The 23,795-nt window shown below is 52.7% G+C and carries 21 protein-coding genes and 1 riboswitch; of the genes, 15 read left to right on the top strand and 6 right to left on the bottom strand.

The genetic code is table 11. The features are described 5' to 3' along the window. Positions 1 to 116 precede the first annotated feature (116 nt). The 3 genes from BLQ82_RS00210 to BLQ82_RS00220 all read left to right on the top strand — a co-directional run bounded on the left by BLQ82_RS00210 (position 117) and on the right by BLQ82_RS00220 (position 2,334). A complete protein-coding gene (locus BLQ82_RS00210; RefSeq protein ID WP_062526252.1) occupies positions 117 to 1,298 on the top strand; it encodes an MFS transporter in 1,182 nt (393 codons plus the stop codon). 107 nt (positions 1,299 to 1,405) lie between these two features. Continuing rightward, positions 1,406 to 1,939: an acyl-CoA thioesterase gene (locus tag BLQ82_RS00215; RefSeq protein ID WP_062526255.1), complete on the top strand. Its 534-nt coding sequence runs from the start codon at positions 1,406 to 1,408 to the stop codon at positions 1,937 to 1,939. Then, on the top strand, positions 1,936 to 2,334 hold the full coding sequence (locus BLQ82_RS00220) for an FxsA family protein (protein ID WP_062526258.1): 399 nt from the start codon (positions 1,936 to 1,938) through the stop codon (positions 2,332 to 2,334). The genes BLQ82_RS00215 and BLQ82_RS00220 overlap by 4 nt, the downstream gene beginning before the upstream one ends. Positions 2,335 to 2,750: 416 nt before the next feature. On the opposite strand, the gene BLQ82_RS00225 is transcribed toward BLQ82_RS00220, so the two are convergent. The 5 genes from BLQ82_RS00225 to ytvI form a co-directional block, all read right to left on the bottom strand. After that, positions 2,751 to 3,509 (bottom strand): ABC transporter permease, encoded by a 759-nt coding sequence (locus BLQ82_RS00225; RefSeq protein ID WP_062526260.1) that lies wholly within the window; start codon positions 3,507 to 3,509, stop codon positions 2,751 to 2,753. Next, positions 3,502 to 4,422 carry an ABC transporter ATP-binding protein gene (locus BLQ82_RS00230; protein ID WP_062526262.1) on the bottom strand — a complete coding sequence of 307 codons (921 nt, stop codon included), beginning with the start codon at positions 4,420 to 4,422 and terminating at the stop codon, positions 3,502 to 3,504. Before BLQ82_RS00230 ends, BLQ82_RS00225 begins: the two co-directional genes overlap by 8 nt. Positions 4,423 to 4,538: 116 nt before the next feature. Further along, on the bottom strand, positions 4,539 to 5,468 hold the full coding sequence (locus tag BLQ82_RS00235; RefSeq protein ID WP_062526264.1) for a sensor histidine kinase: 930 nt from the start codon (positions 5,466 to 5,468) through the stop codon (positions 4,539 to 4,541). Further along, positions 5,468 to 6,172: a response regulator transcription factor gene (locus tag BLQ82_RS00240; RefSeq protein ID WP_062526861.1), complete on the bottom strand. Its 705-nt coding sequence runs from the start codon at positions 6,170 to 6,172 to the stop codon at positions 5,468 to 5,470. The genes BLQ82_RS00235 and BLQ82_RS00240 overlap by 1 nt, the downstream gene beginning before the upstream one ends. A 257-nt stretch (positions 6,173 to 6,429) precedes the next feature. Then, positions 6,430 to 7,545, bottom strand: a complete 1,116-nt coding sequence (gene ytvI, locus BLQ82_RS00245) for a sporulation integral membrane protein YtvI (protein ID WP_062526266.1) — start codon at positions 7,543 to 7,545, stop codon at positions 6,430 to 6,432. A gap of 389 nt (positions 7,546 to 7,934) precedes the next feature. Between ytvI and citZ the strand changes: the two genes are divergently transcribed. From citZ to thiH, 10 genes are all read left to right on the top strand, one after another. Beyond that, on the top strand, positions 7,935 to 9,047 hold the full coding sequence (gene citZ / locus BLQ82_RS00250) for a citrate synthase (protein ID WP_062526268.1): 1,113 nt from the start codon (positions 7,935 to 7,937) through the stop codon (positions 9,045 to 9,047). A gap of 142 nt (positions 9,048 to 9,189) precedes the next feature. Continuing rightward, the gene (gene icd / locus BLQ82_RS00255; RefSeq protein ID WP_062526270.1) at positions 9,190 to 10,485 is read left to right on the top strand and encodes an NADP-dependent isocitrate dehydrogenase; all 1,296 of its coding nucleotides are present in this window, start codon (positions 9,190 to 9,192) and stop codon (positions 10,483 to 10,485) included. Positions 10,486 to 10,575: 90 nt separating this feature from the next. Continuing rightward, entirely contained in the window at positions 10,576 to 11,517 is a 942-nt protein-coding gene (gene mdh, locus BLQ82_RS00260) for a malate dehydrogenase (protein ID WP_062526273.1), read from the top strand. Positions 11,518 to 11,638: 121 nt separating this feature from the next. Further along, positions 11,639 to 12,064 (top strand): hypothetical protein, encoded by a 426-nt coding sequence (locus tag BLQ82_RS00265; RefSeq protein WP_062526275.1) that lies wholly within the window; start codon positions 11,639 to 11,641, stop codon positions 12,062 to 12,064. Positions 12,065 to 12,310: 246 nt separating this feature from the next. Further along, positions 12,311 to 13,180, top strand: coding sequence for an SDR family oxidoreductase (locus BLQ82_RS00270; RefSeq protein ID WP_025707783.1), 870 nt, complete (start codon positions 12,311 to 12,313; stop codon positions 13,178 to 13,180). A gap of 172 nt (positions 13,181 to 13,352) precedes the next feature. Next, a riboswitch (TPP riboswitch) is annotated at positions 13,353 to 13,454 on the top strand. Positions 13,455 to 13,622: 168 nt separating this feature from the next. After that, on the top strand, positions 13,623 to 13,979 hold the full coding sequence (locus BLQ82_RS00275; protein WP_062526277.1) for a hypothetical protein: 357 nt from the start codon (positions 13,623 to 13,625) through the stop codon (positions 13,977 to 13,979). A gap of 18 nt (positions 13,980 to 13,997) precedes the next feature. Further along, a complete protein-coding gene (locus BLQ82_RS00280) occupies positions 13,998 to 14,600 on the top strand; it encodes a thiamine phosphate synthase (protein WP_062526278.1) in 603 nt (200 codons plus the stop codon). Between the two features lie 77 nt (positions 14,601 to 14,677). After that, entirely contained in the window at positions 14,678 to 14,881 is a 204-nt protein-coding gene (gene thiS, locus BLQ82_RS00285) for a sulfur carrier protein ThiS (RefSeq protein ID WP_025707058.1), read from the top strand. Between the two features lie 107 nt (positions 14,882 to 14,988). Beyond that, the gene (locus tag BLQ82_RS00290) at positions 14,989 to 15,753 is read left to right on the top strand and encodes a thiazole synthase (protein WP_062526280.1); all 765 of its coding nucleotides are present in this window, start codon (positions 14,989 to 14,991) and stop codon (positions 15,751 to 15,753) included. Between the two features lie 30 nt (positions 15,754 to 15,783). After that, positions 15,784 to 16,896 carry a 2-iminoacetate synthase ThiH gene (thiH, locus tag BLQ82_RS00295; RefSeq protein ID WP_025706710.1) on the top strand — a complete coding sequence of 371 codons (1,113 nt, stop codon included), beginning with the start codon at positions 15,784 to 15,786 and terminating at the stop codon, positions 16,894 to 16,896. Positions 16,897 to 17,373: 477 nt separating this feature from the next. On the opposite strand, the gene yfbR is transcribed toward thiH, so the two are convergent. Further along, a complete protein-coding gene (gene yfbR / locus BLQ82_RS00300; RefSeq protein ID WP_082722781.1) occupies positions 17,374 to 18,009 on the bottom strand; it encodes a 5'-deoxynucleotidase in 636 nt (211 codons plus the stop codon). 103 nt (positions 18,010 to 18,112) lie between these two features. Here yfbR and BLQ82_RS00305 point away from each other — a divergent pair, with 103 nt between their 5' ends. Further along, positions 18,113 to 19,780, top strand: a complete 1,668-nt coding sequence (locus tag BLQ82_RS00305) for a fumarate hydratase (RefSeq protein ID WP_062526284.1) — start codon at positions 18,113 to 18,115, stop codon at positions 19,778 to 19,780. Positions 19,781 to 20,638: 858 nt separating this feature from the next. Then, entirely contained in the window at positions 20,639 to 23,656 is a 3,018-nt protein-coding gene (locus BLQ82_RS00310) for an alpha-amylase family glycosyl hydrolase (RefSeq protein WP_062526286.1), read from the top strand. Positions 23,657 to 23,795 lie beyond the last annotated feature (139 nt).

Genomic DNA, 23,795 nt, shown 5'->3' on the forward strand with positions numbered 1-23,795 from the left:
TATCCACCGCCTTTTATTAATATAGAAGTTAAGACTTGCTGCTCTATTAAATGCGGCGCAAAGTTATAAAGTATGGGTATTCCGTTAAAAAGGAATAGAGAGGACTTATTGCACAAATGAAAAAACTGCTCAAGCTGCGCGGATTTTATCTGTTCTTGGGACTTGCCGGCGGCTCATTCGGCTCATATCTTACATTGCTGCTGAAGCAGGGTGGACTGGACAGCGGCCAGATCGGAATGCTGATGGCGACAGGCACGCTGATTGCCATCTGTATTCAGCCTCTCTGGGGCGTAATCTCTGACCGCTACAACCAAGCCCGGCTGGTGCTGATTTTAAGTGTGGCGGTTCCGGCGGTATTGGCGGTTTTTTACCAGTCGGATTATTTCATTGTTTTGCTGGTGGTTTATACGCTTTCGACCATCTTCTCCTCTACACAGGCGCCTATCGCCGATTCCTACGCCATTGTAGCGGCAAACAAGGCCGGCTCCACTTACGGGAGCATCCGGATGATGCTGAGCATAGGAGCGGCCGTAGGGGCCTATGCGGGGTCGCAGTATGTCTCGCATTTTTCCGTATCCACGATCTGGGTGCCGTTTCTGCTGCTGAACTGTGTGGCCGTTGTGTTTGCGCTTACCCTGCCTAAGCAGGCGGAAGAGAACCGGATGATGAGCCAGTCGTTCTCCAAGGGCATCAAAAAGCTGCTGGGCAACAAAATATTTTTGGCTTTTCTGGGCGGGAGTTTTCTCGTAAACCAGACGATGACAGCCTTCGGTACTTATTTTGTACTGGCCTTTCAATCTGTGGGGGGCTCGACCAGCCATGCCGGGATTGCGTTGTTCATAGCCTCATTTACGAACTTTCCCTCAATGCTGTATGCCTCGAAGGTCATCAAGAAGCTGGGCAGGGAGCGTACGCTGCTGCTTGGTGCCCTTATCTATGTGCTGCGGTGGGGAATCCAGTTCGCTTTTCCGACCCCGGGGGTGATGATCGGCGTCCAGGTGCTGCATGGCCTGTCTTTCGGGCTTTTTTATATCGCCGCCGTGGAGTATGTATCGCATATTACGCTGCCGGAAATGCAGGCTACAGGCCAAAGTGTGTTCAACATCGTATTCTCCGGTTTTGCGGGGATTCTGGGCAATCTGCTTAATGGGATTTTGCTTAGGGAGGGGGGAGTGTGGCTGATGAATTTATCCTGCATGCTCAGCTCTGCGGTGGGAGTGCTGCTGATCTTTTACGTCTCCCGGAGCACGCGGAAGCGCGTTCTAATACCGGTAGCGTCCGAAAGAGCGAGCCTTTAGGGGAGCTGCCGAAACTATGAGGATATCTATGTTTTGTGTTATAACATTCCCATGTGGATAGCTAAGATTGGCGGAACTGTTTCTGCCTGGAAAGGGGCATTGTTCTTATGAAATCACGTAATCCGGTATGGACCAGCCGCTGGCATGGCACAACGTTCCGCGTACGCTATCAGGAGACAGACCAGATGGGAGTAGTCTATCACGCCAATTATTTGAGCTGGTTCGAGAGCGGGCGTACAGAGATGTTCCGGGAGCTTGGTTTTGCCTACCGTTCGCTGGAAAATATGGGGGTGTTTCTCCCGGTAACAACAGCAGATTTGCAATTTAAAAGTCCGGCGCGATATGATGATCTTGTCGCTGTGTATGCACGGCTTACGACTTTTGGGGCACTTCGGGTTGTATATGAATATGAAATCCGCCGGCTGGCCGGGACGGAGACGGGTGAACCAGGGGCATCCGCGCTTGCGGGGCTTTCTGCGCCTGCTGATCCCGGGCAATTGCCCGGAGAACTGCTGGTTACCGGCTCAACGAGCCATGTGTGGCTGAATACGGATTGGAAGCCTGTAAGGCTGGACCGGGTGCTTCCGGAATTGTTTTTGGCCATAACCATGGCGCTGAGGAAAGAAGGAGGAGCAGTATGATCAGGAACAAATGGCTGTGGGCTGCATTGTTTGTTATCCCGGCCGTGGAATTATTCGGGTTTATTTACGTGGCAGGTTTTCTCGGAGCCCCCAAAACGCTGCTGCTCATGCTGGCCAGTTCCGTGATCGGCTTCTTGATGATGCGTTTCGAGGGCAAGAAGGTGCTGCTGGACAGCAGAACGCAGATGCAGGAAGGCCGGGTGCCGGGGAGGACCATGCTGGACGGCTTGTGCATCTTTTTTGGCGGGCTGCTGCTGATTCTCCCAGGTTTTGTGACGGATATCGTCGGCTTTTCGCTGGTATTTCCGCTGACCCGGCCGCTGTACCGGGTTTTTCTGTTGAAATGGATTGAGAAAAAGATGAAAAACGGCACCTTCACCTTTTACCGCAGGTAAGGGGGGTAAGAGGAGGGTACCGCCGTGTGAAGCACACTCGGTTCTGTACAAGAGGCTCCGCCTGGATGCAGAATAAATGCTATTTCTGCATGGTTTGGCCCCTTGTTGCAGTTTGTGCTTAATTCGGGGAATTCCGGGAAATATCGGATAATTCCTGAAATCTGGTGCAGGAAATGCAGCAGAATCTAATTTCCGGTTCATCTGGAGCGTTTCTATTGCAGATTATGCAGTAGAAACGCTCTTTTTTTGTGGAAAGACACGATGTTTAAATTACCATGGGAAAGTAACGGCGTCTTGTGAAAAGCGGTGTGAAACATTCTGGTGAGCATCTATCCCATCACGCTGGTGAATTCGCAGTGATCCGCAACATCTCCGGATAACCCGGCAACAGCTTATATTGTTGTCAGTCCGGGTGTTCAAGAGCCGCTATGCACCTCGGATTTGGCGTAGTAGAAGATATTGAAGATGAAAAACATGAGAAAAACAACCCCCTGAGGATACAAAGCATGGATACGGTAAATATCCTCGTTGACATTCGATTTCATGATATCCAGCAAATGTACGATCATAGAACCGAAAGGGATAAAACTGACCAACGTAATCCGGCCGTCAATACTATCTTCGACACTCTGCAGCCCCATCATATTGATGAGAATGGCGATGATTCCGAGCACAACAGGAGGAATGAAGCTTTTGCCTACGGTCCCGACCGTCATTGTAACCGGGATCAGTAGTGCTTGCAGTACAAACATCCACAGTTGCGCGCGGGTAAACTTCCAGAAGAGCTCTTCCGTAATGGCCTGGTCGGTCATGAGGCTGCCTGCTGACCAGATCAAGACATAATTCAGCGCAAAGATTGCCAGCGTCAGGAGCAGGATGACGACCATTTTGCCAACCAGGATTGTAACTCGGCGGTGAGGGTATACAAAGAGCTGGTTGATCGTATTATCTCCGTATTCCCGGACGACAACAAAACCCGCGAGCAGCGATAGAAGCATCGGCGCGATCATGACATTGAGAAACAGAGAATTGTTAACCAAAAGATCGTTCCAATTCATGTGCCCCGATTGTCCGAATATTGCCAAGATTGCCGGCAACGCACCGCCGAAGATAGTTAGCCACACGAGCTTGCTTCGCTTCAATTTCAATACCTCGGTGTAGAAAACGTTAAGCACTGAGATCGCCTCCCGTCAAGCTGAGGAAGTAATCTTCCAGAGTCTCGCGCAGCATCGTGATCTCCCCGACGTCTACCCGGTTCTCGACCAGCAGCCGGTTGATTACGGCAGAGTCCGACAACTTCTCGAACACCCGGACAACCCCCGGTTCGGGAACCGAATAATCGTAAATGCCCAATTTCTGCTCCAGAAGCATGACTGCTTCGCGATCATTGCTCACTTTGAACTCGACGCAATGCCTGTTTTTCATCTGCAGCGCCTGCTGTTCGATCTCCTCGACTAATCTTCCGTGATGGACGATGCCAAGCTTCGTCGCCATCTGCTGGACTTCGCTTAAAATATGGCTCGATACCAGCACGCCAATATTCCGTTTTGAGGCCAAGTCCATAACTAATTGCCGCACTTCCTTGATTCCGGCCGGATCCAACCCGTTGGTCGGCTCGTCGAGAATAAGCAGATCGGGATGGTGCAGCAGGGAGCGGGCAATGCCGAGCCGCTGCTTCATCCCCAGCGAGAAATTTTTCACTCTTTTGTTGCGGGCGTCCAGCAAGCCGGCTTGTTCCAGCGATTCCTCGATGCTCTCCTTGTTCCCCATGCCCATCATCCGCCTGTGAATGTCCAGGTTCTCGGCAGCGGTCAAATTTGGGTAAAAGCCGGGAATTTCTATCATGGAGCCGATGCGTTCGAAAGCGGCTTTACGGCTCGATTCGGCGTTCTCCCCAAACAATTCGATTCGGCCGGATGTGGGCTTTATAAGGCCCATGATCATTCGGATTGTAGTTGTCTTACCGGCTCCATTCTGCCCAAGAAAGCCGTAGATTTCCCCTTTTTTCAGAGAGATGCTGATCCCGTCGACCGCTGTATGTGTCTTATACTTCTTGGTAAGATCCCTTGTTTTCAAGATGTATTCCACTTAATTCCAACCCCCTAAGATTTTTCGAAGCAACTGGACTTCATAACCATTCGCTTGGTTGGATTGATTATACGATAGGGAATTTACATGGGACTGACATATTCCTTAAAAATTTCTTACATTGCTTTGGGCAAACAAAAGGAAAAGATGGTCATTTCGTTCGGAATGCTGCTCACATGAATTTCGCCGAGCTGTTTCTCTACCAATTTCTTAACGATCGTCAGCCCCAGTCCGTTACCTTGCTGTGCCGCGTTGCGGGAAGCTTTGCCGGTATAGAGGCGTTCGAAGACATGGGGCAAGTCGATCTCCGAAATCCCTTGCCCGCAATCCCATACGTCGACCCATACATGGTCTTCCTCTTCCCGGACCCGAATACCTATTGTTTCGCCGTCTGCCCCATAGCGAAGCGAATTCGTGAGCAGATTATTCATGATTCGTTCGATGCTCTGTCTGTCCCCCCAAACGTAAACGGACTTCTCCGGGAACTGCAGCTGCGGCGTGAGCTGTGCCTGATGAAACTGGTGGTAGAAGGAGAGGACGGCCTCCTGCATTTTTTCGACGATATTTATTCTCTCAGGCTCCGGCATACTGTTATCGTCTTCAAATTTGGACAATTCGAAGAAATCCCGGATTAACGCGTCCAGCTTGTTCCCTTTGGCGGCAATGATACGGAAGTACTGCTGCCGTGCGGCTTCCGTCAATAATGGATCTCGCTGCATGACTTCCACATATCCCATGATCGCCGTCAGCGGGGTGCGTAAATCGTGGGAGAGATGGGTAATCATCTTCTTACGTTCAGATTCCAGCAGGTTGACCTTCTCCATACTTTGCTGAAAGTCGTCAATGAGCCGGTTCATACCGCCTCCAAGCTTATTCAAAGCGGGGTCCGCGCTGGGGAGGCGCACTCTTTGGTTGATAGCGCCTGCCCGTATCTCCTCGATGCGTGCGGTCATCAGCGTCAATTGCCGCTTCAGATGCCACTGCCGGTATACGAGCAGGCTGCTCGCAGCCAGCAAGAGGACGGAAATCATTATATACACCGGCATCAGCTCATGGCCTCTCCAAGTTTGTATCCGATTCCCCACACGGTTTGAATATAGATCGGACTTGACGGATCCGGCTCAATTTTCGTGCGAAGACGGCGGATGTGGACCATGACGGTATTCTCGTTGAAGGTAGGGTCTTCTTTCCAGACGGCCTGGAAAATCTGCGCTTTCGTGAACACTCGCGACGGATAGCTCAGAAACAGCTTCAAAATATCGAATTCTTTGGCTGTCAGTGTCTTTTTACCGGCCCGGGAAGAGACTTCATAGGTATGCAGGTCGATCACCAGCCCGCCATGGTTCAGCACGGATGGAGACTGATCGTTCGGATGGTTGTTGAAATAGAAGTAGCGGCGAAGCATCGCCTTGACTCGGGCGGACAATTCACCGAGCCCGAACGGCTTTGTTAAATAATCATCCGCTCCCAGCCCGAGCCCGATGATTTTATCAACCTCCTGCCCTTTGGCAGACAAGATCAGCACAGGAATGGTCTGGGTTTCGCGCACGCGGCGGAGCACCTCGAAACCGTCCATCTCAGGCAACATCAGATCCAAGATCAGGAGTTGAAAAGGCATTTGCTTGAGTAGGCGGACTGCCTCTTCCCCTGTATAAGCAGATTCCGTTTCATAGCCTTCTTTTCGTAAATAGTCGATAAGCAGGTCGTGAATTACATGGTCATCTTCGACAATGAGTATGTTTGAAGCGATGATGCTCACCTCCCGTTACATGATAGGATGCAACTATCATATCGCGCTTTTTCACTTTAAGAAAGTTCGGGCACGCACTCTATCATTGGCTGCAGCACCCGTTTGCAAAAAAAGAAGAGTGCCCCAAAGCGATGAAGAATAGCTTCCGGGGTACTCCTATGGTTTTTGAGATTACAAACACCATCTAAAGTCAATCATACCGATGCCGTAAGCTGCAGTCTCAAGGTGGTTCACCCGTTAAACAGCACACTTTAGATCTAATGCAGTCTCCCGCTCACAATATAACTGTGCAGGGCGCGGAACACACCGGCCCGGTGAAAGGCATCGAGCACGACCAGTATGACGGGACCGAGGAGCAGACCGAGCATGCCGAACAGCTGAAGGCCGGCGAACACGCCGATCAGCATGGCAAGCGGGTCCAGGCCGATGCTGCTCGCAAGGACTTTTGGCTCCAGGATCTGGCGGGTGATAAGAATCACGGCGTAGAGCACCGACAGCCCGATGCCGAGCGCCAGATTGCCGGTCATGTAAGAGTAGATGGACCAGGGAAGCAGTACAATTCCTACGCCGAGATAGGGCACCAGATCAACCAGACCGATCGTCAGACCGATGGCAAAGGCCGAATTCACGCCAAGCAGCAGCAGACCGGTGATGACAATAATGGCCGTGATAGAAATCAGCACCAGCTGCGCCCGCAGGTAGCCAAACAGCGCATTGCGCAGATCCTGCCAAATCTCTGACACCGGTCTGCGCAGCGGTGCAGGCACCAGTGCTCTCAGTTTGGCATTGTGCCGCTCCCAGCCCGTGCTGAGGAAGAAGGCAGATAACATGATGACGATCATAATGGAGCCCATGCTGGGCAGTGCGGAGATCAGCTTAAGGACCATATTGAAGAAGCCGGTGATGACCTCTGTCACAGCCTGGCCTACCGTTTCCGTGGTTCTGCTGATATTGCTGTCGATAGTGGCGTGATAGTCCGGGTTATCGTGGTAAAACTGGTTGATTTGATTAATAATATTTTGAATGCTGGCATTCCGGCTGATGGACAGCAGCAGCTCCCGCCACTGGTCGGTATGCAGATCGAAGGTCTGCAGCAGCCCGATCAATTCTTTGACAAGGCGGGTGATCAGCGCGGTCAGCACCAGAGCGGTACCCCCGACATAAAAGAGCAGAGAAAGCGACACGGCCAGCCAGCGCGGAAGCCTGAAGCCTCTCAGAATCAGCACCAGCGGATGCATCAGGTAGGCGAGCAGGTAGGCAAGCAGCAGAGGGTACACGAGCGGCAGCAGGACATAGACCCCCAGCAGCAGCAATGCGGCGGCCAGCACGACCCAGAGGCCGCGCAGCACTCTTTTTAATACCAGCGAATCCATGCTTCATCCCCCCTGATCAGGCTCCCCGGACACAACAACGGCTCGTCTAATATATATTCAGAGATTGATTTTTGAGACTACCCGGATACATTTATCCCGCTCATGGGAGTCAAACGCTAAACTGAAAGCGCAAACATGAAACAGGGAATTCGGAAGTTTTTTTCTATCTGTCCGATAAAATCATTTGATCTTCTCCAAAGCTTCCACGTTGTTCACATAACCGTCAAAATCCGTTATGATAAATAAAGGCTATACGCAAAAAGTTCGTTGCAATCTCTGCAAGAGGCCACAACGCCTAGTCATTAAAGATTGGGATACATCAAAATGTAAATGTTTTCATTAGCGTAAAAACAGCTTTTATACCCTTGTTGGCAAAGGAGAGAGATACTATGACAGCTACCAAAGGATTGGAAGGCATTGTTGCCACTACCTCCTCGATCAGTTCGATTGTAGACGGCGTACTCACTTACCGCGGTTATGATATTGATGATCTTGCCGAGAACGCCACCTTCGAAGAGACCGCTTATTTGCTGTGGTTCGGCAATCTGCCGACAACTCCCGAGCTGCAGGCTCTGCAGCGTGATCTCAGCGCTTTTGCCCCGATTCCTGAACAGGTGATTGCGCAAATGAAGCTGTATCCCAAAGAAGCCAACACTATGGCTGCGCTGCGCTCGGCTGTATCGAGCCTTGCCCTGTACGATGAAGCAGCGGACGATATGAGCCGTGAGGCCAATGAGATCAAGGCTGTGAAGCTGCAGGCGCAGATTCCGACGGTGGTGGCTGCGCTGGCCCGCATCCGCAAGGGACTGGAGCCTGTTGCTCCCAAAGAAGGCTTATCGCTTGCCGAGAATTTCCTCTATATGCTCTGGGGTAAACAGCCGGATATCGTATCCGTCAAAGCACTCGATGCTGCGCTGGTGCTGCATGCCGACCATGAGCTGAACGCCTCTACGTTTGCCGGACGGGTAACGGTGGCTACGCTGTCGGACATTTATTCGGGTGTCACTTCGGCCATCGGCGCCCTGAAGGGGCCGCTGCACGGCGGTGCGAATGAGGCTGTGATGAAGATGCTGGAGGAAATCGGCAGCCTGGACGCGGTTGAGCCGTATATCCAAGGCAAGCTGGAGCGCCGGGAGAAGATTATGGGCTTTGGCCACCGGGTCTACAAAAATGGCGATCCGCGCGCCAAACACCTGATGAAAATGTCCCACGAGCTGGGATTAATGAAGAATGATACCACGCTCTACGAGATGTCGGTCAAAGTCGAAGAGCTGATTACTTCACAGAAGGGCCTCAAGCCCAATGTGGACTTTTATTCGGCTTCGGTCTATACGCAGCTTGGCATTGAGCGGGAGCTGTTCACGCCGATTTTTGCCATCAGCCGTACCTCTGGATGGACTGCACATATTCTGGAGCAGTATGAGGACAACCGCATCATCCGCCCGCGTGCGGAATACACAGGCATGTCCGAACAAAAGTACGTTCCGGTGGACGAGAGATAATGCGGCCCCTTGCGGGCCGCTACACCCCTTTAGTAGAATGAAATATAAACCATACTAAAGTCTATGCTTCCAAACGTGCGTTTTTTGCGAAGACCAATCAAGGGAGTATAGGCTCATAAACTTTTAGGAGGACTACCCAATAATGTTGAAACTGGAAAAATACGATCTGCCGACAGAAGGCGAACAAATTACAATCGAAGATGGCAAGCTGCTCGTTCCGGATCATCCGATCATCCCGTTCATCGAGGGTGACGGTACAGGCCGCGACATTTGGAAAGCCTCCAAACGGGTGCTGGATGCTGCAGTAGCCAAAGCCTACGGCGGCAAGAAGCAGATTGCCTGGTACGAAGTATTTGCCGGCGAAAAAGCCTTCAATACATATGGTGAATGGCTGCCGAATGATACGCTGGAAGCAATCCGTGAGTACATTGTAGCCATCAAGGGGCCGCTTACTACTCCGATCGGCGGCGGTATCCGTTCCCTGAACGTGGCGCTGCGCCAGGAACTGGATCTGTACGTCTGCCTGCGTCCGGTACGCTATTTCGATGGTGTGCCTTCTCCGGTGAAGCATCCCGAGCTGGTGGATATGGTGATTTTCCGTGAAAATACAGAGGACATCTATGCCGGCATCGAATACAAGGAAGGCTCCGCAGAAGTGAAAAAGGTGATCGAGTTCCTGCAGAAAGAGCTGGGCGTGAACAAAATCCGTTTCCCGGAAACATCCGGCATCGGCATCAAGCCGGTATCCTCCGAAGGCTCGAAGCGCCTGGTGCGCTCTGCGGTGGAATATGCAATCAAGCATGGCCGCAAGAGTGTGACGCTGGTGCATAAGGGCAACATCATGAAATTCACTGAAGGGGCCTTTAAGAACTGGGGTTATGAAGTGGCGGAGCAGGAATTCGGCGACCAGGTCTTCACCTGGAACCAATATGATGCCATCAAGGAGAAGAGCGGCGAGGCTGCTGCAAATGCTGCCCAGAAGGAAGCGGAAGCATCCGGCAAAATCATCATCAAGGATGCGATTGCGGATATCGCCCTCCAGCAGGTGTTGACCCGTCCAACCGATTTCGATGTGATCGCCACGCTCAACCTGAACGGGGACTATCTGTCCGACGCGCTCGCAGCGCAAATCGGCGGCATCGGCATCGCGCCTGGAGCGAATATTAACTATGTTACAGGACACGCTATTTTTGAAGCTACACACGGCACTGCACCGAAATATGCCGATAAAGACGTAGTCAATCCGGGTTCGGTAATCCTGTCCGGCGTTATGCTGCTTGAGCATCTGGGCTGGCAGGAAGCGGCAGATCTGATCTACAAAGGCATGAGCACGGCCATCAATAATAAGACCGTGACCTACGATTTCGCCCGCCAGATGGAAGGCGCAACAGAGCTGAAATGCTCGGCCTTTGCTGACGAAATCATCAGTCATCTATAAGACCAACCCTCCTCAGCTTGTGCTGCGAAGTCAATTTGCCGAAGCTGTGTCAAGGCTGGATATGCTCACTAAACTCTTAGGAGGATAAACGTGGCTATCAAACGTAATAAAATTACAGTCGTAGGCGCCGGTTTTACCGGCTCCACCACTGCGCTAATGCTTGCCCAAAAGGAGCTTGGCAATGTGGTGCTTCTGGATATTCCCCAGCTGGAGAACCCGACCAAGGGCAAGGTGCTGGATATGCTGGAGGCTGGTCCGGTACTGAAGTTTGATGCCCGGATTACGGGTACCTCCAGCTACGGCGATGCTGCAGATTCGGATATTGTTATCATCACGGCGGGGATTGCGCGCAAGCCGGGAATGAGCCGCGATGATCTGGTCAACACGAATGCGGGCATTGTAAAATCGGTCTGCGAGAATGTGAAGCGTGTGGCGCCGGAAGCCATTGTCATCATCCTGAGCAATCCGGTAGATGCCATGACTTACGTGGCCTTTAGAACGCTGGGCTTTCCCAAAAACCGCGTCATCGGCCAATCCGGCGTGCTGGACACCGCGCGTTACTGTACTTTTATCGCCGAGGAGCTTAACGTTTCGGTGGAGGATGTGCGCGGCTTTGTTCTGGGCGGCCACGGGGATGACATGGTTCCGCTGGTGCGGTATTCCAGTGTCGGCGGCATTCCGATCGAAACACTGATTCCGGCAGAGCGGATTGCGGAGATTGTGCAGCGTACCCGGGTTGGCGGCGGTGAGATTGTCAGCCTGCTTGGCAACGGCAGTGCTTACTATGCACCTGCGGCATCTCTCGTGCAGATGACCGAAGCGGTTCTGAAGGATAAGAAGCGGATACTTCCTGTCATCGCCCTTCTCGAAGGAGAATACGGGTACGACGGTCTGTTCATGGGCATCCCGGCGCTGCTGGGTGCGGACGGCATTGAGAAGATCTTCGAGCTGGAGCTGACAGCGGAAGAGAAGGCGGCTCTCGATAAGTCTGCGGATTCAGTACGTGCGGTAACTTCTGTGGTTACGGTGTAGGTTCAAACGGACACAAGCCCTCATTTCCATTTAAGAAATGAGGGCTTTCTTTTCATAAACTATGCGGTTGGGTATAATAAGAATGTAACTTATATCACAGCGAAAAATGAGGAGGCTAATCATGGATCGGATTTTCTTTTTCCTACATATGATCGGGACATTGGCGCTCGGCTTCTATCTGGTGCTGCCGTTTATTCTGAGCGGTACGGCCAAGCTCTCTGCTTCAGCCAAAGAGGGAACGTTAAGCGCTATCGGCGGATTTAACCGGTTCGCCCAGTATGGTCTGGTCATTCAACTGCTGACAGGGGGCTATATGATTTCACAAGGAGATTATACCGTAGCCTGGATGGTGGTGGTTGTAGTTCTCCTGCTGGCGATGTTTGCCCTGGGCGGCATCATGGGCAAGCCGCTGCGTCTGGCAGCTGCCGGAATGCGCGAGAACCGCGATGTGTCTGACCATACCGCGAAGCTGCGCACCTTGAGCCTGCTGCTGATGGCCCTGCTGATTGTGATGATGTTTTTTATGGTGTACAGACATATCATCTAAGTTGAAATCTCGTAAAATGGCTCTTGCGGCTGCGGCTGCGAGGGCCGTTTTTTGTGGAGATGCAGAGACAGGTGATGATGACGGAGGGCCGTCCCCGCCAAAAACGGCTGGATTTTTTGTTTGGATCACCTGGAAGTGTGGTAAGTAACATAACGTAAAGCGATTGTATAATTGATGACGCATAAGCCATCCTAATACGATGTGGTTACTTCCCAAAAAAGTTGCACAGCGAAAGGAGAATGGATCATGCCAGACAACAAACAATCCACTAAAACTTTGCCACCCCAGGTGCAGGACCGTCAGCCCGGAATTGAGAGCGAGATGAAGCCGCGCCCGGAATTCGAAACCTCAAGCTATAAAGCGGCAGGCAAGCTGCTGGGCAAGGCGGCTCTTATTACGGGAGGCGACAGCGGCATCGGGCGTGCAGTTGCCGTTCATTTTGCCAAGGAAGGTGCGGATGTGGTCATTTCCTATCTGAATGAGCATTCCGATGCCGAAGAAACGAAACGCCAGGTCGAGCAGGAGGGCCGGAAGTGTATTCTGGTTGCCGGTGACATCGGGGTGGAAGCGTTCTGCCAGGATCTCATCAACAAAACGGTGGAAGGCCTGGGCAAACTCGACATCCTGATCAACAACGCCGCCGAGCAGCATCCGCAGGATAAGATTGAGGATATTACCTCGGAGCAGCTGGAGCGGACATTCCGCACCAATATTTTTTCCATGTTCTATTTGACCAAGGCCGCCATGCCGCATCTGAAAAAAGGTTCTACAATCATCAACACGACATCGATCACAGCCTACCGGGGCAGCCCGCAGCTGCTGGACTATTCGTCTACCAAAGGCGCTATTCTCAGCTTCACCCGCTCGCTGTCGATGAATCTGGCGGAAAAAGGCATCCGTGTCAATGCCGTAGCTCCGGGCCCGATCTGGACACCGCTGATTCCATCCACCTTTGATGCCAAAAAGGTCAGCGAGTTCGGCGGCACACAGCCGATGAAACGCCCGGGACAGCCGGAAGAGCTGGCTCCAGCCTATGTCTATCTGGCCTCGGATGATTCATCCTATGTCAGCGGGCAGGTCATGCATGTCAATGGCGGAGAAGTGGTCAACGGCTAAGAGCTTTGTGGTAAACTTGGTTTGCGTGAAAATACAGCAGCAGTTTTAAGAGCGTGCCTCCGCGGCCCGCTCTTTTTGCTGCACATGCCAAGGAAGCAGTTTTTCAGTAAAAGGGATAGCTTTTCCGAGGAATTATATGTTAATATGAACCACGTCAGCAACTGAATAATGGAATTGTCCCTAGGGGTGCCGCAAGGCTGAGACGAACGTTCCGTTCGGACCCTTTGAACCTGATCTGGTTAAACCCAGCGTAGGAAAGCGGAGAATGAATGAACTGCAGCGGGGTTGTATCCATACGCCCGTATTCCTGTACAAATTTATGACTGCCTCCTATCGCGGGGGGCGGTTTTTTTGTTGTCTGGAAATTATGTGTTTTTTCTGTTTTGGATAAGGTGTGTAAGGGGAGAAGGGATTTTTTACTTGGTTCGTTTAAAGAACAAATTTGGATCTGAACGCGGGTTGGCCTGGAAAGAACGGCAGAAATGCCTTTGTTGAAGAGTTGACGGCTGGTTTGTCCGGAAAGAACGGCAGAAATGCCTTTGTTGAAGAGTTGACGGCTGGTTTGCCCGGAAAGAACGGCAGAAATGCCTTTGTTGAAGGGTCGACAGCTGGTTTGTCCGGAAAGAACGGCAGAAATGCCTTTGTTGAGGGGGCGAAGGCTGGTTTGCCCGGAAAGAACGGCAGAAATGCCTTTGTTGAAGGACCAAAGGCTGGATTGCCTGGAAAGAACGGCAGAAATGCCTTTGTTGAAGGGTCGAAGGCTGGTTTGTTCTGTTCCCGGTCTGCTCAAAGAATATAGCGAATAGAAGGTGAAGCTGTGGCGGAGATTCATTTGATCTCGGACGGAAGGCTTGCGCCGGGACAATTCATTAACCTTGCTGCGGCTGTATATCCGCTCGTGGACTACATCCATCTGCGGGAAAAGCACCGGTCTGCCCTGGAACTGCTGGACATGGCGAAGCAGCTGCTGCTTGCGGGGGTTCCCGCTTCCAGCCTGGTCATCAATGACCGGCTGGATGTTGCGCTGGCCGCTGGTGCAGGCGCTGTTCAGCTGGCCTGGAACAGCCTGCCGCCGGCTGCCGCCCGTGCCGCCGCTCCCGGCCTGCGGTTGGGCAGGTCGGTGCATTCCGCGGCGGAAGCTGCGGAAGCGGGCCTGCAGGGGGCCGACTATTGCCTGTTCGGCCATGTTTTTCCTACCGCCTGCAAACCCGGCCAGCAGGAGCGCGGTTTGGGGCCGCTGGGGGAAGCGGTGCGCTGCAGCCGTATTCCGCTGATTGCCATCGGCGGCATAGAGCCGGGCAATGCCGGTCAGGTGATCCGGCAAGGGGCAGCCGGGATTGCAGTCATGTCCGGCATTTGTGGTGCCGGAGACGCTGTATCCGCTGCGCGTGCTTACCGGTTGGCGGTCCAGGAGGCTTAAGACCGGAGTTGTTATGTGTTTAAGTTGTTATGCGTTTAGTGAGCTATGGATATGTCACGCAAAGGAGGTGAGAAGGCATGAATCTGATCATCAATGGCAAAGCCCTGGAGATTGCGGAAGACTGCCGGACGGTAGCTGACCTGCTCAGCCGGCCCGAATGGAGCGGACGGCTTGTGATCGTGGAGCGCAATGGTGAAATTGTGAACAGGGAGCATTACGGCGAGACATCGTTCTGTGAAGGTGACCGGCTGGAGCTGGTGCATTTTGTAGGCGGGGGCTGAAGCACTGCTTCCTGAGAGAGCACAATGCGGGGCGTTCGTTCCCATAGCATCTCTTCATTTTGCAACCCCAGCAGATATTATCCGATTTCATACCAGGAGGCATGCTTATGTTAGATCCATTTGTGATTGGCGGTATTACGTTATCAAGCCGGCTGTTCATCGGCACCGGCAAATACAGCCGGAATACACTGATTCCCGAGGTGGTTGCGTCTTCAGGCTCACAAGTGATCACGGTTGCCCTTCGCCGCATAGATCCGGAGAGCCGCGACAATATTGTCAGCCATATTCCTCCCCATATGACCCTGCTGCCTAATACATCGGGGGCGCGCACCGCCGAGGAAGCCGTGCGGATCGCCAGACTGGCCAGAGCCGCAGGCCTTGGCAACTGGGTAAAGATTGAGGTCATTAACGATCAGAAATATCTGCTGCCGGATAATCTTGAGACCATCCGCGCTACGGAGATACTTGCCGCCGAAGGTTTTGTGGTGCTGCCGTATATGAGCCCGGACCTCTCCGCTGCAATTCGAATGAAAGAGGCTGGAGCTGCCGCGGTTATGCCGCTTGGCTCGCCTATCGGCTCCAACCGCGGCCTGCGGACCAAAGAGCTGCTCCGCATTCTCATCTCTGAGGTGGAGCTTCCGGTTATTGTTGACGCCGGTATCGGCCGACCGTCCGAAGCGGCGGAAGCTATGGAGCTGGGGGCCTCCGCTGTGCTGCTCAATACGGCTATCGCTACTGCCCGTGATCCGCTGCTGATGGCCGAAGCCTTCCGCGAAGCCGTATCTTCAGGCCGCAAGGCCTATTTGGCCGGGCTCGGTCCGGTGGAAGAGACGGCGGTCGCGTCTTCGCCTTTGACCGGATTTCTGAAGTGATTCTGAGCCATACCGAAAGGAGGGAGAAACATGAGTTTTTATGAAACACTGACCCGTCTGGAGCAGCTTCCTTACGAGAGCCTATGGCAGCAGTTCCAGGTGGAGGATGTGAAGCGGGCACTATGCAAGGACCGCCTGGATGAAAGCGACCTGCTGGCCCTGCTGTCTCCGGCTGCGGAGCCATGCCTGGAGGAGATAGCCCAGCGTGCGCAGCGGCTGACCCGTACGCATTTCGGGCATGTGATGCAGCTGTTCACACCGATGTATCTGGCCGATTTTTGTGTGAATCACTGCACCTATTGCAGCTTCAGCTCCATTTATGATTTTCCGAGAAAAAAATTGACGCCGGAGGAGGTCAGGCAAGAGGCGATTGCGATCTCCTCCACAGGCCTGCGCCATCTTCTGGTGCTGACCGGCGAATCGCGCAGTGACAGCCCGGCTTCTTATGTGAAGGAATGCGTAGAAATTCTGCACGAGTACTTCCCTTCCGTAAGTATTGAGGTGAATCCGCTGTCCACGGAGGAATACCGGGAGCTTAGAGAGGCGGGAGTGGACGGCTTGACCCTGTATCAGGAGGTTTATCATCAGGAAACGTACCGGAAGCTGCATGTAAAAGGTCCCAAAAGAGTCTTCCGCAACCGGCTGGATGCCCCCGAGCGGGGCTGTCAGGCCGGCTTCCGCTCTGTCAACATCGGTGCGCTCCTTGGGATGTATGATTGGCGGCAGGAGGCATTCATGACCGCGATGCATGCGAGGTATCTGCAGGACAAGTATCCGGAATGCGAAATCGGCTTATCCGCCCCGCGTTTCCGGCCGTATTTGGGGGAATTCAATCCGGATAGCGATGTTACGGACCGGGCGCTGGTACAGATTATTTTGGCGTACCGCCTGTTTCTGCCCCGTTCCGGCATTACCTTGTCTACCCGGGAGCCTGCCTCGCTGCGTAACCATCTGATCCACCTGGGCATCACCAAAATGTCCGCAGGCGTCTCCACTGAAGTGGGAGGACACACCCAGGATGGCGGAACTCCGCAGTTCGAAATTTCGGATGAACGGAGTGTAGAAGAAATTACGGACATGCTTCAGGCAAACGGCCTGCAGCCGGTCTTCAAGGATTGGGATCTGCTGAGGCTGCAAGCGTAATAGAAAGTTGACTGTGACAGCAGCTCATAGCCGGCAAATTTTATTCTATCTGACTCCGCCTGCTGAGAATTTTAAGAGAGTTTGTTCACTGTGAGGGAAGGAACTTAAGTGGATAAAGTAGAACTAAAACGGGCAGTCTGCTTCCTTAAACACCTCTAGTGGGAATAAGTATATTTATTTCAGCGTTATGTGCGTCTTGACCCCGCTTTAACTGGAATAGGTGGAGAAAATCCCACTATACAGCGAGAAAGGGCAAAATACAGCGGATTAGCTATACTAATTCCACCTAACTTTGCAGAAAGGGTCACCTCGCCTGCGATCCGGCGGGAACCTCTTTAGCCCGCATTAGTTTATACATCAATCACAGCATCCGAACCGCCCGTTTACTTGGAAAAGTGAAGGGGGACCCGCTCTTCTTCGCGGCCCCAAGCCCTGCATGAACTGTCCGCTGTTTCTCCACAGCTTGTCCGCTGCTCTTCACGTAGTGTCCCCGCCCTCCAAGGCCTGTCCTCCGTCAGTTCCGGCAGACAGCTCATCCAGGGACAGCTCGAAGCCGGGGGCCATATGGGCCAGAAAATACTCCATTTCCGGCATCTCAAGCCCGCGCAGCTTCGCGGCAGTCTGCGCTTTGGCGGCGGCAAATTCGCGTGCGGCTACCTCCCAGACGCATTTCAAATAAGCGTCAAGATGGTCAGCCGCTTTGACATAACGCAGCAAATAGGCGTCTTCGGAGCCGGCGGGGCTGTCCTGCGGCTGCAGGAGCGGCGCATAGACGGAGGTAAGCTCCGGCGGAATCATCCCCTTCAGCCGCTCGGCGGCAATCCGTTCCATGTCGCGGAAGCTGGACAGGAGTTGCGGGTTGTTGTGTTTGACCGGCGTGGCGATATCGCCGGTGAAGACTTCGGTGGCGTCATGGAACAGCGCCATTGCAGCCGCCCGGTCGGCGTTCAGCGAACGGGCAAAATGGACGTTGCCGATGGAGCAGAGCATATGCGACAGCAGGGCTACCTGGAACGAGTGCTGTGCCACGTTCTCCGGTGCGGTGCTGCGCATCAGGCTCCAGCGCTGGATATACTGAAGCCGGTACAAATAGGCTGAAAAATGGTAATTCAATTTTAAAGTAACCCCTTTCATGCGTGGTGTAATATGTTATGATAAAACTAATTGTAACAGAGTTTGGACAACCACAAACGCATGGAGAGGAGCTGGACTGAAGATGCAGCATTTTGAAGACAGCGTTTATGATCTGATTGTTGAAACCTCCACCAATCTGCCGGGCGATGTGCGCCGGGCAGTAGCCAAAGGACGCGCCCTGGAGGACCGCGCTACCCGTTCCGGTCTCGCACTCACCACCATTGCGCAGAATATCGGCATGGCCGAGCTTCAGGTATCGCCAATCTGCCAGGATACGGGGATGCCGACTTTTATTATTCATACGCCGGTCGGCGTGAATCAGATTGAGATGAAAAAGGATATTCATAACGCGATCATCCGTGCAACCAAAAACGGCAAGCTGCGCCCCAACTCCGTAGACTCGCTGACTGGCGAGAATAGCGGAGATAATCTGGGTGCCGGCACACCGGTAATTCATTTTGAACAGTGGGAAGAAGCTGGGGTGGATGTCCGTCTGATCTTGAAGGGCGGGGGCTGTGAAAACAAGAATATCCAGTACAGCCTCCCGGCGGAACTGGAGGGCCTCGGCAAAGCGGGCCGCGATCTCGACGGTATCCGCAAATGCATCCTTCACTCCGTATATCAGGCACAGGGGCAGGGCTGCAGCGCAGGCTTCATCGGTGTGGGCATCGGCGGGGACCGGACTACCGGGTATGAGCTGGCCAAGAAACAGCTGTTCCGCAAAGTGGAGGATGTCAATCCAAATGAAAATCTCGCTAAGCTGGAAGAGTACATTATGGAGAATGCCAACAAGCTGGGGATCGGCACGATGGGCTTCGGCGGAGAAGTCACGCTCCTGGGCTGCAAAATTGGCGTAATGAACCGGCTTCCGGCCAGCTTTTTTGTCTCCGTGGCCTATAATTGCTGGGCGTTCCGCCGCCAGGGCATCCTGGTTGATCCGGCCACCGGCCATATTCAGGAATGGCTGTATGAGAGCGGCACGGGAATCTCCGTGGGGGCTGAAGACAGCACTGCACCTGTGCTTGAGACAGTAGGTGCCGCTGCTGAAGGGGCAGACTGCGGTGTGATTTCCGGGGACGCGGTGATCTCTGCGGCACCTGCCGTGCTTTCGGCGGCTGAAGCTGAGGCGAAGCTTGCCGGGAAGCCTGCGGAAGCTGCGGCGGGGGAAGCCCGGGAGGTCCGGCTGACCACGCCGATCAGCGAGGAAGACATCCGCAGCCTGCGGGTGGGCGATGTAGTCATCCTGTCCGGAGAAATGCACACCGGCCGCGACGCGCTGCATAAGTATCTGATGGACCATGACGCACCGGTCGATCTGAACGGGGCGGTAATCTATCATTGCGGCCCGGTCATGCTGAAGGACGAGGAAGGCTGGCATGTAAAAGCGGCAGGCCCGACTACCAGTATCCGTGAAGAGCCGTATCAGGGCGACATTATCAATAAGTTCGGCATCCGTGCTGTCATCGGCAAAGGGGGAATGGGCCCCAAAACCCTGAAGGCGCTGCAGGAGCATGGCGGTGTCTATCTCAACGCGATCGGCGGTGCCGCGCAGTATTATGCCGAATGCATCAAGAAGGTAAACAGTGTGGATTTCATGGAATTCGGCATACCAGAGGCCATGTGGCATTTGCAGGTGGACGGCTTCGCGGCAATTGTGACCATGGATGCTCACGGCAACAGCCTCCATGCTGATGTGGAAAAGGATTCTGCCGCCAAACTGGCGCAGTTCCGGGAACCTGTGTTTAAATGAGCGCCCCGAAGCGCTCCCGGTAAGCGAGCGAATACCGGCCCGGTAAGCTCCCCGGGTAGCTGCCTGAAAAGGCTCCCCAGGTAAGCGCAAAAGCTTGTCCATAGTTACTTCACAGGCCTTCTTCCATTTCTGATGGAGGAGGCTTTTTTCAACTATTATAAAATGCGCTGGCAGCTGAAGCTTGTGCACCGCAAACGGACAGGCTTCAGCCCTCTGAGCAGTCGTCTCGTGAGAAAAGGTTCACTAACTGAATTCATTCGCTTATAGAGTATCGTATGTTGGAAAAAGTACCACTAATTGAACTCGTTTAGCTTATGGAAGTTCCTATGTTGGAAAAAGTACCACTAATTTGGCTGAAAGCGGCCGTAAGTGATGAATATTCCTGAATTAGGTGTACAAATTCCAACTAATACCTCCTGTATCCCGAATTTCAGCGAATTAGTTTTACTTTTTCCACTTAGCTTTAGTCCTGTTGAGCTTCATTGCATCCCCGAGCGTTCAAGTTCTCCGGGCTCAACTTGTATAGCGGGCGCCGGACAGAAATCAGAGGTAGAAGTACCTCTGATTAGCCCGCCAGCAGGCCCCGGACAGAAATCAGAGAGGAAGTGTGCATAAATATGCTTATAAACCATATTTTGGGTTAACTGTTCTGTTGCTGTAAAACCCGCCACCCCATTAATCCATAGGAATTCTTCATTCCGGTTAGGGTTATTTATTATGCTTGACAACGCATACATATACATGGTAATTTTTATGAGGGAAACCGGTTTCCCATCCCGCAGCATAGTCTTGTAAGTTATGTAAGGGTATTCACAGCAGTAAGGTTTGATATGTGCTCTTATGAGAGGGAGATGAGGAATGAAACGAAAACTATGGCTTATTCCGGCTCTAATTACGTCCATTGTTCTGTCCATTACGGCTAACTTGTTTGTGCTTCCACCTACACAGGTTGAGGCAGCCAGCATTGGTACTGTTACTGAAAATGACACGATTTATCAGATTATGGTAGATCGCTTCAATGATGGGGATACCTCCAATAATGCTACCGGTGCGGCTATCCGCTACGGCGAAACCTCGGAGGAGGATTTCCGCTATATGAAGGGCGGCGATTGGCAGGGGGTTATAGACAAGCTCCCCTATATTCATAACATGGGGTATACCGCGATTTGGATTTCTCCGGTGGCAGAACCGCAGGTGACGAGCCGTGACAACAACGGTACAGGAAAAAACACAGCCTACCACGGTTACAATGTTAAGAACCCCAATGCTGCCAATCCTTACTTTGGAACCAAAGAAAAGCTTAAGGAACTGGTGGATTCCGCGCATGCGCTCGGCATAAAAGTTATTATCGACGTTGTGCCGAATCACATCGGGGACTATATGCTGGGCAATCAGGCTTATTACGATATCCCAGGACTGCAGCCCGCAGAACCGTTCAATAATCCGGCCTGGTATCACCATAATGGCGATATTAACTGGTCACTGGTTGACGGAAGATATGATCAATGGGCTCAGGATTATATGGAGAATCACGATCTTGGAGGGCTGGATGATATCGACCTTGACGTTCCTGCGGCCAAACAGGCTATATTCAATTCCATTAAAGGCTGGTTTGACTACACGGGGGCGGACGGTGCGCGTGTAGATGCCGCCAAACTGATCAAGCCGACGGATATCGGTGAACTTCAGAATCTCCTGGGAGTTAATACGTTTGGTGAGAATTTTGACGGCAATGCGGAATTTGTCTCCCGCTGGGTAGGTCCCAACAAGGAGTGGGGCATGCTTGATTTCCCGCTGTTTTTCTCGGTGTTGAATAGTTTCGCTTATGGCCAATCCTTTGAATCCAACATTAAGAGCACGCTTGCCCAGGATTCTTATTACAACGGAAATGCGAACCATATGGTTACCTTTATCGACAATCATGACCGCAACCGCTTCTTGACGGAAGCTGGAGGCAATGTAGACAAAATGCAGAACGCATTGTCCTTCATCTTTACGGTCCGTGGAACACCGGTAGTTTTTCAGGGTACTGAACAGAATAAAGGCAACGGCAACGGCCAGATTATGACAGGCGGGATTGCCGATACTTGGAACCGCTGGTCGATGGTGAAGCGGGATGCCAGCGGCCAGGTTTTGGAGAACTATTTTAATGAGAATGCCAGCACTTATAAGCATATTGCCAAACTGAATGAAATCCGCAAAAATAATCCGGCGCTGCGCACAGGCACCCAGCGTGAAATGTGGTCAGCCCAGAATCTGTACGCCTTCTCGCGCCGTATAGACAGCGGAACCAATGTGGGACAGGAAGTCATTTCGGTTTTCAGCAATGCATCCGGCGGCTCACAGACGGTTACGATTCCGCTGCGCGCAGAAAGCTCTCTAACTCCAGGAACAGTTCTGATTAACCAACTAAATACTTCCGACAAGGTAACCGTGCAGTCAGGTGGAACAACCGGCAAGCAAATTACCGTAACAGTAGGGGCGAATTCAGCCAAAATCTATTCCAAAACACAGCCGGTAGCAGATACCGTAGCTCCGTCTGTTCCAAGCAATGTAACAGCCACCGTACAGAATGCATCCAGTGTGCTTGTCAATTGGACAGCTTCTACTGATGCAGTCGGGGTTACCGGTTATGAAATTTACCGCAATGGAGTCAAAGTGGGCACATCAGCAACCACATCGTATACAGATAATACTGTAGCATCGCAGACCAATTACAGCTATACGGTAAAAGCTTTTGATGCCGCAGGGAACCTGTCGGCACTTAGCGCAGCGGCGCTGGTGACCACTCCTGCCGGGAATAATGTAACAATTTACTACAAGCAAGGCTACACTACACCTTACATCCACTACCGTCCTGTTGGCGGCACATGGACGACAGCACCGGGAGTGGTCATGCCGACAGCCGAAGTGTCCGGCTACAACAAAATTACAATCAATATCGGCTCCGCCACCCAATTGGAGGCCGCTTTCAACAATGGCAGCGGCACCTGGGACAGCAACGGCGGCAGCAACTATCTGTTCGGCACCGGCACCTGGACCTACACACCTACCGGAAACATCAAATCGGGCGGACCGGTGGCGCCGACAGCAACACCAACACCAACGGTAACGCCGACAGCCACAGCAACACCAACACCAACGGTAACGCCGACAGCCACACCAACACCAACACCAACGGTAACGCCGACAGCAACACCAACGGCTACACCAACAGCCACACCAACAGCAACGCCAACGGTAACACCGACCGCTACACCTACGGCGACACCAGTTGGCAATTCAGTGACCATTTATTACAAGAACACAGCATTTACGAACTCCTATATTCATTATAAGCTGGACGGGTCGACAGAATGGACCACCTCGCCGGGAGTACAGATGCAAACATCATCTTTCTCTGGCTACAAGGCGGCTACTATCGAACTGGGCAGTGCCGCAGGCCTAACCGCCGCCTTTAACAATGGCAGCGGCACATGGGATAACAACGGCAGCAGCAATTATCACTTTGGAACAGGCGCGTGGAGCCTGGTGAACGGCAGCATTGCTGCAGGAGAACCGCAGGGTGACAGCGTGACTTTTCGGGTGAGCGTGCCGGGCACAACTCCCGCAAACGATCCGCTGTATTTAACCGGCAGCTTCAACAGCTGGAACGCAGCAGACCCTGCGTACCTATTGACCAAAGGCAGCGATGGAGTCTATTCCGTCACACTGAGCCTGCCCGCAGGCACGGCGGTGCAATACAAGATCACACGCGGAAGCTGGGCCACAGTAGAGACCAGCTCAAGCGGTGCGGATATTGCGAACCGGACGCTGACACCAGCCGGAGGAGCGCAAACTGTGAACCTGACCGTACAGCGCTGGAAAGATCAATAACAGCATTATGAAAAATGCTGGTAAAACCTGACATTAATGCAAAAAACCTCGAACAAGGAGCGGCTCTGAACGGGCTGGTCCTTGTTTTACATATTGAAGGAATTAACTTCATGCTAGGCTAGCCAGAATAACCGGATGT

This window comes from Paenibacillus jilunlii (assembly GCF_900102965.1).
Classification (GTDB): Bacteria; Bacillota; Bacilli; order Paenibacillales; family Paenibacillaceae; genus Paenibacillus_AQ; species Paenibacillus_AQ jilunlii.